16 protein-coding genes are annotated in these 13,408 nt (G+C 38.6%); all 16 read left to right on the top strand.

The annotated features are described in order from the left end of the window. The first annotated feature begins 243 nt into the window (after positions 1 to 243). The 16 genes from rpmH to atpG all read left to right on the top strand — a co-directional run bounded on the left by rpmH (position 244) and on the right by atpG (position 13,390). Positions 244 to 378 carry a 50S ribosomal protein L34 gene (gene rpmH / locus FIT70_RS06870; protein WP_082092862.1) on the top strand — a complete coding sequence of 45 codons (135 nt, stop codon included), beginning with the start codon at positions 244 to 246 and terminating at the stop codon, positions 376 to 378. 27 nt (positions 379 to 405) lie between these two features. Then, positions 406 to 738: a ribonuclease P protein component gene (rnpA, locus tag FIT70_RS06865; RefSeq protein ID WP_223254726.1), complete on the top strand. Its 333-nt coding sequence runs from the start codon at positions 406 to 408 to the stop codon at positions 736 to 738. Further along, positions 735 to 944, top strand: a complete 210-nt coding sequence (yidD, locus tag FIT70_RS06860) for a membrane protein insertion efficiency factor YidD (protein ID WP_139870821.1) — start codon at positions 735 to 737, stop codon at positions 942 to 944. Before rnpA ends, yidD begins: the two co-directional genes overlap by 4 nt. A gap of 19 nt (positions 945 to 963) precedes the next feature. Next, positions 964 to 2,595, top strand: a complete 1,632-nt coding sequence (gene yidC, locus FIT70_RS06855) for a membrane protein insertase YidC (protein WP_139931350.1) — start codon at positions 964 to 966, stop codon at positions 2,593 to 2,595. Further along, positions 2,579 to 3,937, top strand: a complete 1,359-nt coding sequence (mnmE, locus tag FIT70_RS06850) for a tRNA uridine-5-carboxymethylaminomethyl(34) synthesis GTPase MnmE (protein WP_139874971.1) — start codon at positions 2,579 to 2,581, stop codon at positions 3,935 to 3,937. The genes yidC and mnmE overlap by 17 nt, the downstream gene beginning before the upstream one ends. Positions 3,938 to 4,063: 126 nt before the next feature. Beyond that, complete coding sequence (gene mnmG / locus FIT70_RS06845) at positions 4,064 to 5,977, top strand: tRNA uridine-5-carboxymethylaminomethyl(34) synthesis enzyme MnmG (RefSeq protein WP_139872298.1); 1,914 nt, start codon at positions 4,064 to 4,066, stop codon at positions 5,975 to 5,977. Continuing rightward, on the top strand, positions 5,974 to 6,612 hold the full coding sequence (gene rsmG, locus FIT70_RS06840; protein ID WP_139874970.1) for a 16S rRNA (guanine(527)-N(7))-methyltransferase RsmG: 639 nt from the start codon (positions 5,974 to 5,976) through the stop codon (positions 6,610 to 6,612). The genes mnmG and rsmG overlap by 4 nt, the downstream gene beginning before the upstream one ends. Positions 6,613 to 6,614: 2 nt before the next feature. After that, a complete protein-coding gene (locus tag FIT70_RS06835) occupies positions 6,615 to 7,391 on the top strand; it encodes a ParA family protein (protein ID WP_139870816.1) in 777 nt (258 codons plus the stop codon). Then, positions 7,384 to 8,247 carry a ParB/RepB/Spo0J family partition protein gene (locus FIT70_RS06830; RefSeq protein ID WP_139874969.1) on the top strand — a complete coding sequence of 288 codons (864 nt, stop codon included), beginning with the start codon at positions 7,384 to 7,386 and terminating at the stop codon, positions 8,245 to 8,247. The genes FIT70_RS06835 and FIT70_RS06830 overlap by 8 nt, the downstream gene beginning before the upstream one ends. Positions 8,248 to 8,332: 85 nt before the next feature. Then, entirely contained in the window at positions 8,333 to 8,737 is a 405-nt protein-coding gene (locus FIT70_RS06825) for an ATP synthase subunit I (protein ID WP_139872292.1), read from the top strand. Between the two features lie 25 nt (positions 8,738 to 8,762). Further along, positions 8,763 to 9,572, top strand: a complete 810-nt coding sequence (atpB, locus tag FIT70_RS06820; RefSeq protein ID WP_139874968.1) for a F0F1 ATP synthase subunit A — start codon at positions 8,763 to 8,765, stop codon at positions 9,570 to 9,572. 40 nt (positions 9,573 to 9,612) lie between these two features. Beyond that, positions 9,613 to 9,888, top strand: coding sequence for a F0F1 ATP synthase subunit C (gene atpE, locus FIT70_RS06815; protein ID WP_046489109.1), 276 nt, complete (start codon positions 9,613 to 9,615; stop codon positions 9,886 to 9,888). A gap of 40 nt (positions 9,889 to 9,928) precedes the next feature. Further along, on the top strand, positions 9,929 to 10,399 hold the full coding sequence (locus FIT70_RS06810; RefSeq protein WP_139868762.1) for a F0F1 ATP synthase subunit B: 471 nt from the start codon (positions 9,929 to 9,931) through the stop codon (positions 10,397 to 10,399). Positions 10,400 to 10,406: 7 nt separating this feature from the next. After that, entirely contained in the window at positions 10,407 to 10,943 is a 537-nt protein-coding gene (locus FIT70_RS06805; RefSeq protein WP_139874966.1) for a F0F1 ATP synthase subunit delta, read from the top strand. A 24-nt stretch (positions 10,944 to 10,967) separates the two neighbouring features. Further along, complete coding sequence (atpA, locus tag FIT70_RS06800; RefSeq protein ID WP_139868758.1) at positions 10,968 to 12,509, top strand: F0F1 ATP synthase subunit alpha; 1,542 nt, start codon at positions 10,968 to 10,970, stop codon at positions 12,507 to 12,509. 14 nt (positions 12,510 to 12,523) lie between these two features. Then, on the top strand, positions 12,524 to 13,390 hold the full coding sequence (atpG, locus tag FIT70_RS06795; RefSeq protein WP_139868756.1) for a F0F1 ATP synthase subunit gamma: 867 nt from the start codon (positions 12,524 to 12,526) through the stop codon (positions 13,388 to 13,390). Positions 13,391 to 13,408: the final 18 nt, after the last annotated feature.

Raw genomic sequence — 13,408 nt, 5'->3', positions numbered from 1 at the left:
TAACGGCAAAATCCAATATATATAGTATTAAAATTACAATTTCTTCTTGGTTTAGCATTTTAGAGAACCGGATTGGTGTAAAAATGCTTTTTAGGAATGATTGCTTTACGGAAGTCATCTTAACTGAACCGGTCAAAGTTATCCACAGGCGTTTTAAGACTTCTTAAACAAATAATCGTTGACACAGGGCGGTATGTACGGTAAATTGCGCGATCCTTATCGAATTATAGCTGGAGAAACACAATGAAACGTACCTATCAACCATCCAAAGTAAAACGTGCTCGCACGCATGGTTTTTTAGTACGCATGAAGACTCGTGCAGGACGCGCTGTAATATCAGCCCGCCGTGCTAAAGGCCGTGCTCGTATCGGTCTATAGAGACCCATCTGGCAAATTCTTCATAATTTGCAAACTAAATTAACCAAACTTACAAAAACGGATGAATTTTCATCCGTTTTTAATTTCCGTAAGCGACTTTCATCTCAGCACCTCAGTTTTCACTATCAACCTAATACTCTGTCTTTGTTTCGTTTGGGTATGGTCGTGGGCAAAAAAACACAGAAATTAGCTGTGAAGCGTAATTATATGAGACGCGTCTTGCGCGAATTAATGCGAAAAAAACAAGAACAACTCTTAAATTTTGATATAGTGATACGCATTCAAAAATCGTTTTATCGAAACGATTTTGTTGAGATTGAAACAGAAGTTGACCAGATGATTGCAAGATTAAAAAAGTGAAATCAATCGCAATTTTATTTGTCAGATGTTATCAATTATTATTAAGCCCTTTTTTTGGTCAGCAATGTCGTTTTACACCTACATGTTCGCAATACACTATTGATGCGATAGATAAAAAAGGTGTCATAAAAGGTATTTTTTTATCAATGAAACGAATAGGTAAATGTCATCCATGGTGCAAGGGTGGTCATGACCCTGTTATTTAATTTTGGAATTTTATAATTTATGGATACGAAGCGTTTAATACTGTTTGTTGTATTTTCTTTTTCAATTCTTTTGCTGTGGGATTCATGGCAACGCAAACATACTCCAGTCGCTGAAGTTGCAACCCAACAAGATGCGAGTGTTCCGTCATCACAAAAATTAAATTCCATTGACACTAAAACTATTGCACCCGATTCTAATTTCAAATTAGAAACAGGTTCGCGTATCAAAGTGGCTACTGATTTATACCAGATTGAAATTGATACGATCGGCGGCGATATTCGCCGTTTACTTTTAAATAATCATTTGGCTGATAATGCGCAAGATAAATTTGTGTTATTAGATGACTCACAAAAGCCATTATTTTATGTGGCACAAACTGGACTTATTGGTAATGATTTACCAACACACAAATCAACATTCACATCTGAAAAAACAAATTATGTTTTAGAAAATGGACAAAATCATTTAGATGTCAAATTGAATTACAAAAATCAAGATGTTGAAGTTTCAAAAATTATTTCTTTTGATCGCGGTAGCTATCAAATAGCAGTGCGTTATGAAATTATGAATCATGGTAAATCAGCGATTACGCCATCAGCTTATTACCAGCTTGTGCATGATGATGGCTCTGCTCAAGAAAGTAAAATTACACCTACATTTATTGGCGGCGCTTACTATAACGAAGCTGATAAGTTTAAAAAAATTAATTTTAAAGATATGAAAAAACATGACCTATCTTTGATTTCGCTCGATGGCTGGATTGGTGTTGTGCAACATTATTTTGCGAGCGCATGGATTTTGCCTGGCAACCAAAAGCGTGAATTTTATACAAAAGAAGTTACGCAAAATATTTATTCATCAGGTGTGTTGACTCAGCTTCCAACTATTCAATCTGGCGAGAAAAAAGAATTTTCAACTAAACTTTATTCGGGACCGCAAATTCAAGAGGAGCTTGAAAAAGCAGCACCAGGGCTAAGTTATACAGTGGACTATGGTTGGTTAACTTTTATTGCTTCACCATTGTTTATGGTGCTCCATTGGATTCATAAATTAGTAAATAATTGGGGCGGTGCAATTATTCTTTTGACTGTCTTAATTAAGATTCTCTTTTATCCGCTCTCAGCTGCAAGTTATAAATCAATGGCTCAATTACGTGAATTAAGTCCGCGCTTGCAAAGCATGAAAGAAAAATTTGGAGATGACAAAGCTAAATTTCAGCAAGCTATGTTAGAGCTTTATCGCACAGAAAAAATTAATCCGATGGGTGGTTGTTTACCTATTCTTATTCAGATCCCTGTTTTCATTTCCCTCTATTGGGTGTTGATGGGTGCTGTTGAATTAAGACACGCACCTTTCATGTTATGGATTACCGATCTTTCTGTAAAAGACCCTTACTATGTATTGCCTATTATTATGGGCATCAGCATGATCATTCAAACAAAACTTAATCCAGCACCTACGGATCCGATGCAAGCAAAATTGATGATGATCATGCCGGTGGTATTTAGTGTATTTTTCTTTTTCTTTCCCGCAGGCTTAGTACTCTATTGGGTGATTAATAACGTATTGTCTATTCTTCAACAATGGATGATCAATCGATCCATTCATGCAGCCGCATTAGCTAAGAAAGGCAATGCAGCTCGCAAATAATTTAGATACCATTGCCGCCATTGCAACACCTTCGGGTGCTGGCGGCATTGGGGTCGTGAGAATATCAGGCCCAAAAGCGAGCGATGTTGCGAAACATCTTTTGGGTGTTTGTCCTGAAAATCGTTTAGCGTCTTACCTATCTTTTTTAGATGTAAATGGTCAAGTGATTGATCGTGGCATCGCACTTTTTTTTAAATCCCCCCATTCATATACTGGTGAAGATATTTTAGAGCTTCAAGGCCATGGCGGTATTGCTGTGATGCAGCTTTTATTGGCGCGATGCATAGAATGTGGTGCGAGACTGGCAATGCCTGGAGAATTTACCGAGCGCGCTTATCTTAATGACAAAATTGATTTGGCTCAGGCGGAAGCTGTTGCAGATTTAATCAATGCTTCAACCTCTGAGGCTGCAAAAAGCGCTATGCTTTCCTTAAATGGTTATTTTTCGAATAAAATCAATGACTTACTTAAAGAACTCATCGATTTACGTATGTATATTGAAGCTTGTCTAGATTTTCCCGAGGAAGAAATTGATTTTATTACGACTGGCAAAGTTAAAGAAAAGCTTTTAAGTCTAAAGTTACGTATGGATGAAGTAATTTTATCTGCCAAACAAGGCCACTTATTGCGCGAAGGTTTGACCGTTGTATTGGTAGGTCAGCCCAATGTGGGTAAGTCGAGTTTACTCAATCAATTGTCAGGCAATGACCAGGCGATCGTGACTTCTATTCCAGGCACAACTCGTGACCCTATTAAAAGTGAAATTCAAATCGATGGCATCCCGATTCATGTGATTGATACCGCCGGATTAAGAGATACCCATGATGAAATTGAAAAAATGGGCATCGAAAAAACATGGATTTCGATAGAAAAGGCCAATATCGCATTATTTTTAGTGGATGCTGGCAAGGGTATTACCGATTACGAGAAAATCATTCTAAATCGCATTCCAAAAGACGTTTTTAAGGTGTGGGTTCACAATAAAATTGATTTGTTATCCAAAAAAGCCTCATCTGAAATGATTGACGGCGAGCATCATCTTTTTATTTCAGCAAAAAATGGAGAAGGTTTGGCTCAGCTTAAAACGACTTTATTAAAAATGGCCGGTGTTGAATTTAGTAAGGACGGAAATCAAGGTGTTTTTATGGCGAGACAAAGGCATTTAGATGCACTTAATACTGTCTCAAAACATTTAAATGAATCGGTGAATCAGATTCAGTCCCCTGAATTGGTCGCCGAAGAGTTAAGACAAGCACAAACTTCATTAGCTTCCATTACTGGCGAATTTACTCCAGACGACCTTCTGGGTGAGATTTTCAGTCGCTTTTGTATTGGAAAGTAATTCTTGGTTCCACGTGGAACACTTTTTCTTCTTTTTTAAGCAAATGTTTCACGTGAAACAATGGTTTTCATAGTGATTCACCCCAGAATAAAGTAAAATTACACCTTTTCTAACTGACGTAAAACCATGGAATTTCCGCATAATTTTGATGTCATTGTGGTGGGTGGAGGGCATGCTGGTACAGAGGCAGCCTTAGCTTCCGCTCGCATGGGGCAAAAGACTTTGCTTTTAACCCATAACATTGAAACCTTAGGTCAAATGTCTTGTAATCCATCTATTGGTGGGATTGGCAAAGGGCATTTGGTTAAAGAGATTGATGCCTTAGGTGGTGCCATGGGCATTGCGACGGATGAAGCTGGTATTCAGTTTCGTATTTTAAATAGTAGTAAAGGTCCTGCAGTAAGAGCCACTCGCGCTCAAGCAGACCGTATTTTATATAAAGCCGCAATTCGACATCGTCTTGAAAATCAACCCAATCTTTGGCTTTTCCAACAAGCAGTCGACGACATTCTTTTGGACAAGGATCGTGTAGCTGGTGTTGTTACGCAAATTGGCATTCAATTTAAATCTAAAACCGTTGTTTTAACCGCTGGTACATTTTTAGGCGGACTTGTTCATGTGGGCTTGAAAAATTATCAGGCAGGTCGCGCAGGCGATCCACCTTCCATTTCTTTGGCCCATCGTTTAAGAGAAATTGGATTGCCTGTAGGCCGACTCAAAACCGGAACACCGCCAAGAATTGATGGGCGCACCATTAATTATGCTGTGATGCAAGAGCAGCCTGGCGATAGTCCGACCCCTTATTTTTCTTTTTATGGCAAAAAAACAACACACCCAAAACAAGTGTCTTGTTGGATTACACATACGAATGAATCTACGCATGACATTATTCGAAGCGGTTTAGATCGATCCCCTATGTATACCGGGGTAATCGAAGGTGTGGGCCCACGATATTGTCCATCCGTTGAAGACAAGATTCATCGATTTGCAGACAAAGATTCGCACCAGATTTTTTTAGAGCCGGAAGGTTTAGATACAAATGAAGTTTATCCAAATGGTATCTCAACTAGCCTTCCATTTGATATCCAGTACAAATTAGTCCGTTCAATCAATGGGTTAGAGAATGCACACATCTTAAGACCCGGTTATGCGATTGAATATGATTATTTCGATCCACGTAATTTGAAATCCAGCTTGGAAACGAAATCCGTTCAAGGACTATTCTTTGCAGGACAAATTAATGGCACGACGGGTTACGAAGAGGCTGCGGCTCAAGGATTATTAGCAGGAACAAATGCCGCTTTAATGACACAAGATAAAGAATCTTGGTGCCCTAAGCGTGATGAGGCATATTTGGGTGTTTTAGTAGATGACCTTATTACTCGCGGGGTTTCTGAGCCATACAGAATGTTTACAAGCAGAGCTGAATACCGCTTGATGTTAAGAGAAGATAACGCCGATTTAAGATTGACAGAAATAGGCCGCAATTTAGGGTTGGTCGATGATGAGCGGTGGAATATGTTTCATCAAAAAAAAGAGACTATCCAATCAGAAGAAGCACGATTAAAAAAATTCTTTGTAAGGCCACAAGATATTTCAATTGAAAAACAACAAGCCATTATTGGGAAAGTGATTGATCACGAATATAACTTATTTGATTTATTAAGACGCCCCGAAGTGAGTTTTGAGGGCGTAAAAGAACTCATGCAAGAAGATGCAGGTTTGATTGACCCTGCTGTCAGAGAGCAAGTAGAAATTTCAGCGAAATATAAAGGTTACATTGTGAGACAGCAAGAAGAGGTAGATCGAAGTCGAGATCAATTAGATATTCCATTACCTATCGATCTTGATTACAAAGAAGTACATGGATTGAGTGTTGAAGCGCAACAAAAATTAAATTTGCATAAGCCGGAAAATTTAGGACAAGCATCACGAATCTCTGGTATTACCCCAGCAACTATTTCATTACTTTTAGTGTTTGTTAAGCGTAAAAATAAACCTAAAAAAATAATAACGAAGCGTCCAGAAAAAGTGGCATGAATGAGGTAATAAAAAAAGACCGCGATCTGTTGATCGAGGGGTCACGTCATATGGGCTTAAATTTATCTGATCAAATGAATGATCAGCTGATGGCGTATTTAAACTTAGTTGAAAAATGGAATCGTGTGTACAACCTAACTGCGATTCGCGACCGTGATGAAATGATTAAACTGCATTTTCTCGATAGCTTATCTATTTTAAATTATGTCAATGTAAAAAATTTGTTGGATGTCGGAAGTGGTGCAGGATTCCCAGGCGTTGTATTGGCAATTGTAAAGCCTGAAATGAAAGTAACTGTGATGGATTCGGTTAATAAAAAAACGACATTCATGCAACAGGTGAAAAGTGAATTATCACTTACCAATTTAAATGTAGTGAATGGTCGCGTTGAGGAATATCAGCCGACAATACTTTTTGATGCGGTGACGTCAAGAGCGTTTTCAAATTTAAAAAATATGATCTCACTTACACAACATACATTGCAAAAAAATGGTATGTGGTTGGCGATGAAATCAAAAGATGTCAAAGAAGAATTGGAAGCATTCGAAAAGAATCAATACACAATGGTTCCGCTTGAAGTGCCCTTTATTAATGCTGAACGATATTTAGTTCAATTGAAGAAAGAAGTTTTTTAGTTATGCGTATATTAGCGGTGACGAATCAAAAAGGCGGCGTAGGTAAAACCACTACATCGGTAAATTTAGCCGCAAGCTTAGCTGCGAAAAATAAATCTGTGCTTCTCATTGATCTTGATCCACAAGGCAATGCAACGACAGGCTCAGGTATAGATAAATCGAGTATTAAAACATCAATTTATGATGTCTTGATTCAAAGTAAATCATTTAAAGATATTGTGATTCATTGCGAACGCGGTGGTTTTGATTTGGCTCCGTCAAATCGAAATCTTGCAGGTGCTGAAGTTGAACTTGTCAATGAAAGTAAACGCGAAACACGATTAAAAGAAGCGTTGCAACATTTAAAAAAAGATTACGACTATGTATTATTAGATTGTCCACCCGCGCTCAATTTAGTCACAGTAAATGCATTGACTGCTGCAGATGCCGTTTTAATTCCCATGCAATGTGAATATTATGCGTTAGAAGGTTTATCAGATTTAGTTAACACGATCAAAAAAGTAAGGAGTAATTTAAATCCTAAAATTGAAATTGAGGGTTTATTAAAAACGCTCTTTGATAAGCGCAATATGTTAGCTCAACAAGTGTCGGATCAACTCACCGCCCACTTTGGCGATAAGGTATATGAAACGATTATTCCAAGAAATGTAAGACTGGCAGAAGCGCCAAGTCACGGCATGCCTATCTTAATGTATGACCGATCATCTAGAGGAGCCGTTGCTTATTTAAAACTTGCTGAAGAAATTATAGAAAAAGAAATGAGGAAGTCACATGGTTAAAGCTAAAGGATTAGGTCGCGGACTTGATGCATTATTATTAAGTGGCGAGGAAGATGTTCAAAAAAACGAAGGCTCACTTCAGACTTTATTGATCAGTGAATTACAACCTGGTAAATATCAACCTCGAAGCATCATGCAAGAAGAAGCTTTACATGCGCTTTCACAATCTATTTTAAAACAAGGCGTCATGCAGCCTATTATTGTGCGACCTGTGGGGAACAATCAATACGAAATCATCGCAGGCGAGAGAAGATGGCGCGCTGCAAAATTGGCAAATCTTAGTGAAGTGCCTGTCATCATCAAAAATATTCCAGATGAATCAGCGCTCGCAATGGCATTGATTGAAAATATTCAACGTGAAGATTTAAATCCATTAGAAGAAGCGATCGGCATTAAGCGTTTGATTGATGAGTTTGATATGACGCATGAAGAAGCGGCAGATGCGGTTGGCAAATCGCGCGTCACCGTTTCTAATTTATTAAGACTTTTAACTTTAACAAAGCCTGTTCAAGATCGACTATTAAGTGGAAAAATTGATATGGGCCATGCAAGAGCTCTGATTGGCCTAGAGGGCAGCCAACAGATTATGTTGTGCGAAGAAGCGATTCAAAAAAATCTATCTGTGCGCGAAGTTGAGGCGCTCGTTAAAAACTTACAGAATAGTTACAAAACCGATACTCAAAAAGCCCCCCCGAAAAAGACGAATGCGGACGTGCGTCAGCTTGAGGACTCTCTAGCAGAAACCCTGGGCGCGTCAGTCACTATTGATGCTAAAAAGAATGGTTCGGGTACTTTAAAAGTGCATTATCGCAATTTGGAGCAATTGGATGAGATTCTTAAAAAAATCAAAGGATAAAGTACGCTTTACCCTTGACGGAACCGCCAATTACAGGGAAAATTCAACCCTTTGTAACTCAAAGTTTTGCATTCAGTGAGCATAAATGTCTGATATTGATGAAATCACTGAAAGAATGAAGCGATTCCCTCAAATCATTCAAAAAATGTTGAGTTTGCAGGTTAAAGCCGCTGGCATATTAACGGTTTTAGTTGCAGCAGTATTTGGAAAGCATGCAGGTGTTTCTGCGTTGATCGGTAGTGTCTCCGTTATATTCGGTGTACTTCTCGCCTCAAAAATTGCTCACAAAACGGCTTTGAGTAAAGAGCCCGCAGCTATCATTATTAATGTATTAAAAGCTGAAGCCGTAAAAATTTTTGTAGTACTTGTATCGCTTTGGTCAGCGTTTAAGTTTTATACAGCGCTTGTGCCATTTGCACTGATTGCGGGGCTTGTATTGTCAGCCATTATTTCAGGCGCATCGATTACAAAATTAAATGAAGACAAATAAAAGTCGTTAGGAAATATTGGAAGCTATGGCAACTGAAGGCACATTAACACCGAGTGAATATATTACCCACCATTTAACCTTTAATACGAAGGCTATTGGTGAAGGTGCATTCTGGGCAATTAATATTGACTCACTTGTTATGGGTGTCTTGCTTGGTATTATTTCAATGGCTTTGATCTGGATGGTTGCTCGAAAAGCAACAGCTGGCGTTCCTTCAAAAGGCCAGGCATTTGTAGAGCTTATGTTTGGTTTCATTGACGATCAAGTTAAAAATATATTCCATGGCGATCGTCATGCTTTTATTGCCCCTGCTGCATTAACAGTTTTTATTTGGGTCCTTGTGATGAACTCTATGGACTTTCTCCCTATTGATGTGATGGCACATTTTATTTATGCACCTTTAGGCATTCATGAGTGGCGCAGCGTCCCCACTTCAGACATCAACACAACATTTGCACTTGCGATCGCAGTGTGGATTCTTATGATTTATTTTGGTATTAAAGTGAAAGGTTTTGGTGGTTGGCTTCATGAATTGTTTACAGCCCCTTTTGGTAGCAAAGTTTGGGTATGGCCTGCAAACTTTTTATTTAATATCATCGAATACATTTCTAAACCTTTATCTCACTCACTCCGACTTTTCGGAAATATGTACGCAGGAGAAGTAATTTTCTTACTCCTCGGCTTACTAGCGTCAACGAGTGTGACAGGCGTATTTTTTGGAGCATTATTGGGCGCAGGTTGGTCCATATTCCATATTCTAATTGTGGGGCTACAAGCATTTGTCTTCATGATGTTAACGGTGGTGTATTTATCGATGGCGCATGAAGGCCATTAGTTTTTTTATTTAAGTATTTTTAACTGAAAGGGAAGTAAACATGGAACATATACAATATTTAGCAATGATTCAATCTTACACAGCAATTGGCCTAGGTTTGATGATTGGTTTAGCAGCTTTAGGCGCATGTATCGGCATCGGTATTATGTGTGCGAGTTTCTTAGAAGGCGCAGCAAGACAACCTGAAATGATTCCTCAATTACAAGGTAAAGTATTCTTACTTTTAGGTTTGATTGACGCTTCTTTCATTATTAGCGTTGGTATCGTGATGATGTTTGCATTTGCAAATCCATTATTAAGTGCAATCGCAAAATAATTGTTTAGGTTCTTTTAACCGAACTTAGACAGGAGCAAAAATGAATATTAATTTTACGTTAATTGCCCAAGCGATTGCTTTTGCGATTCTCATTTGGTTTACCGTGAAGTATGTGTGGCCGCCTCTTTTAAATGCAATTGAAACGCGTCAAAAAGAAATTGCCGACGGTTTAGCTGCAGCACAAGAAGGTAAAGCTTCTTTAGAAGTGGCTGCAAAAAAAACAACACAACAACTTAACGAAGCCAAACAGAAAGCATCTGAAATTATTTCTCAAGCTGAAAAAAGAGCCTCAGAAATTTTAGAAGAAGCAAAGCATCAAGCGAAAACCGAAGGCGATCGTATTATCTTAGGTGCGAAAGCAGAGATTGATCAAGAAGTAAATCGCGCGAAAGAATCTTTACGTGAACAAGTGTCAACACTTGCTATCGCGGGTGCAGAAAAAATCTTATCAAAAGAAATTGATAAAAAAGCACATAGCGATATGTTAAGTAAATTAGCGAAAGAACTTTAGGATCCATATGGCAGAAATTTCAACCATCGCAAGACCTTATGCAGTTGCAGCATTTAATCTTGCTAAAGAAAAAAAATCTCTTACAGAGTGGTCTGAGATGTTGGAATTTTTAGCGCAAGTATCTTTAGATGAACGCATGCATGCTTTCATTAATGATTCAAAAGTATCAGATGAGGATCGTGAAAAGACACTCATTAAAATTGCCGAAAAAAAACTTAATGCTTATGGTGAAAATCTTATTAAGCTTTTGATTGAATATAAGAGGCTTAATGTGTTACCTCAAATCAGTGAGCTTTTTGAAACATTAAAAGCGACGGATGAAGGAACGCTTGATGCTGAAATTATTGTTGCATCAAAGCCGACAGATAAAGAAGTCGATACATTAGTGAAAAGCTTAGAAAAGAAATTTAATAAAAAAATTGATGCAAAAGTAACGATTGATGAAGCAATCATTGGTGGTATTAAAGTGATTGTGGGCGACACCGTGATTGATGCTTCAGTTCGTGAGCAATTACAAAATTTAGCCTACGCGTTGAAGTCGTAAGCTAATCATTATCAGGAGATAGTAATGCAGTTATCAACATCAGAAATTAGTGAACTCATCAAAAGTCGATTAGAGAATTTCTCGACAACCGCTGAAGCGAGAACACAGGGTACAGTCGTATCAGTGACTGACGGTATCGTTCGTATTCACGGATTATCAAATGTGATGTCTGGTGAAATGATCGAATTCCCAGGAAACACATATGGGCTTGCATTGAATCTTGAACGTGATTCTGTGGGTGCTGTGGTGTTAGGTGATTATGAACACATTACTGAAGGTGATGTATGTAAATGTACAGGTCGTATTTTAGAAGTGCCTGTAGGCCCAGAATTAATTGGTCGCGTGGTAAATGCTCTTGGCCAACCCATCGATGGTAAAGGCCCAGTTAAAACAAAACTAACTGACAAGCTTGAAAAAGTAGCACCTGGCGTGATTGCGCGTAAATCTGTATCTCAACCAGTTCAAACAGGTTTGAAATCTGTGGACTCTATGGTGCCGGTCGGACGAGGCCAACGTGAATTGATTATTGGCGATCGTCAAACAGGTAAAACAGCTGTAGCAACAGATGCAATTATTAATCAAAAAGGTCAAAACATGACCTGTATCTATGTGGCGATTGGTCAAAAAGCATCAACCATCGCTAACGTTGTTAGAAAACTTGAAGAACACGGCGCGATGGAATACACGATTATCGTTGCAGCTTCAGCTTCTGATTCAGCAGCATTACAATTCCTAGCACCTTACGCGGGTTGCACGATGGGTGAATATTTCCGTGACCGTGGCGAAGATGCTCTTATTATTTATGATGACTTAACAAAACAAGCGATTGCTTATCGTCAAATCTCATTACTCTTGCGTCGTCCACCAGGCCGTGAAGCTTATCCTGGCGACGTCTTTTATATTCACTCACGCTTACTTGAAAGAGCAGCACGTGTGAATGAAGAATATGTAGAAAAATTTACAAAAGGTAAAGTGAAAGGAAAAACAGGTTCACTTACTGCATTGCCAATCATTGAAACAGCCGCAGGTGACGTATCAGCATTCGTGCCGACAAACGTAATTTCAATTACTGACGGTCAGATCTTCCTTGAAACAGATTTATTTAATGCAGGTATTCGTCCAGCGATCAACGCAGGTATTTCTGTGTCTCGCGTGGGTGGTGCTGCGCAAACTAAAGTAATTAAAAAATTAGGTGGTGGTGTACGTTTAGCTTTAGCTCAATATCGTGAGTTAGCAGCGTTCGCGCAATTTGCATCTGATCTTGATGAAGCCACACGTAAACAACTTGACCGCGGTCGCATGTTTACAGAGCTTATGAAGCAATCACAATATGCCCCTTTAAGTGTTTCGCAAATGGCTGTGACATTATTTGCAGCAAACAAAGGTTACTTTGATGATGTTCCAACGATTAAAGTATTGGCATTTGAAAATGCATTGCATGGCTTTATGAATTCTAAATACAAAAAGATTATGCAAGACATCGAAAAAACAGCTGACTTATCAGGTGACAATGAAAAAGCACTTGAAAAAGCTATTGAAGATTTCAAATCAAGTAACGCTTACTAATATAAAGAGTCATTATGGCCGGTAGTAAAGAAATTAGAACCAAGATCAAGAGTGTAGAAAATACACGAAAGATCACCAAAGCGATGGAGATGGTCGCAGCGTCAAAGATGCGTAAAGCGCAAGAGCGTATGCGTCAAGCTCGTCCTTATGCTGAGAAAATCAGAAATGTGGCAGCACATTTGTCCTACGCACAATCGGAATATAAACATCCATTCCTTGTGAAAAAAGACCAAGTAAAAAATATTGGTTTAATTGTGGTTACTTCAGATAAAGGTTTGTGTGGCGGACTTAATACCAACGTATTAAGAATGTCTGTCAATCAGATGAAGCAATGGGAATCACAAGGTAAAAAAGTACATGTGAGTGCATTAGGTAATAAAGGCTTAGGTTTCATGACGCGTATTAACGCGAATGTGAAATCACACATCATAGGCTTAGGTGATACACCTCATGTTGAAAAACTCATCGGTGCAATTAAAGTGATGTTAGATGCCTATGTGAATGGTGAAGTTGACCAGCTCTTTATTTGCTATACCAAATTTATTAATACGATGAAGCAAGAGCCTGTTGTGGATCAATTGTTACCACTCTCAGGGGATAAAATTGGAAGTCCAGAAGGTCCATGGGATTATATCTATGAGCCGGATGCACAAAGTGTGATCGATCAATTATTAACGCGTTATATCGAATCTTTGATTTATCACGGCGTCACAGAAAATATGGCGTCAGAACAATCCGCACGAATGGTTGCAATGAAGTCTGCTTCAGATAATGCGAAGAATGTGATTGGCGAATTGAAATTGATTTATAACAAAGCGCGTCAAGCGGCAATTACAAAAGAAATTTCGGAAATTGTGGGTGGTGCAGCTGCGGTTGCATAACATTGAATTAATTATTTA

It is taken from the genome of Candidatus Methylopumilus universalis (assembly GCF_006364435.1).
In the GTDB taxonomy this organism is placed as follows: domain Bacteria; phylum Pseudomonadota; class Gammaproteobacteria; order Burkholderiales; family Methylophilaceae; genus Methylopumilus; species Methylopumilus universalis.
The sequence above is the reverse complement of the archived record's forward strand: the minus strand, read 5'-3'. Positions and strand labels throughout refer to the sequence as shown.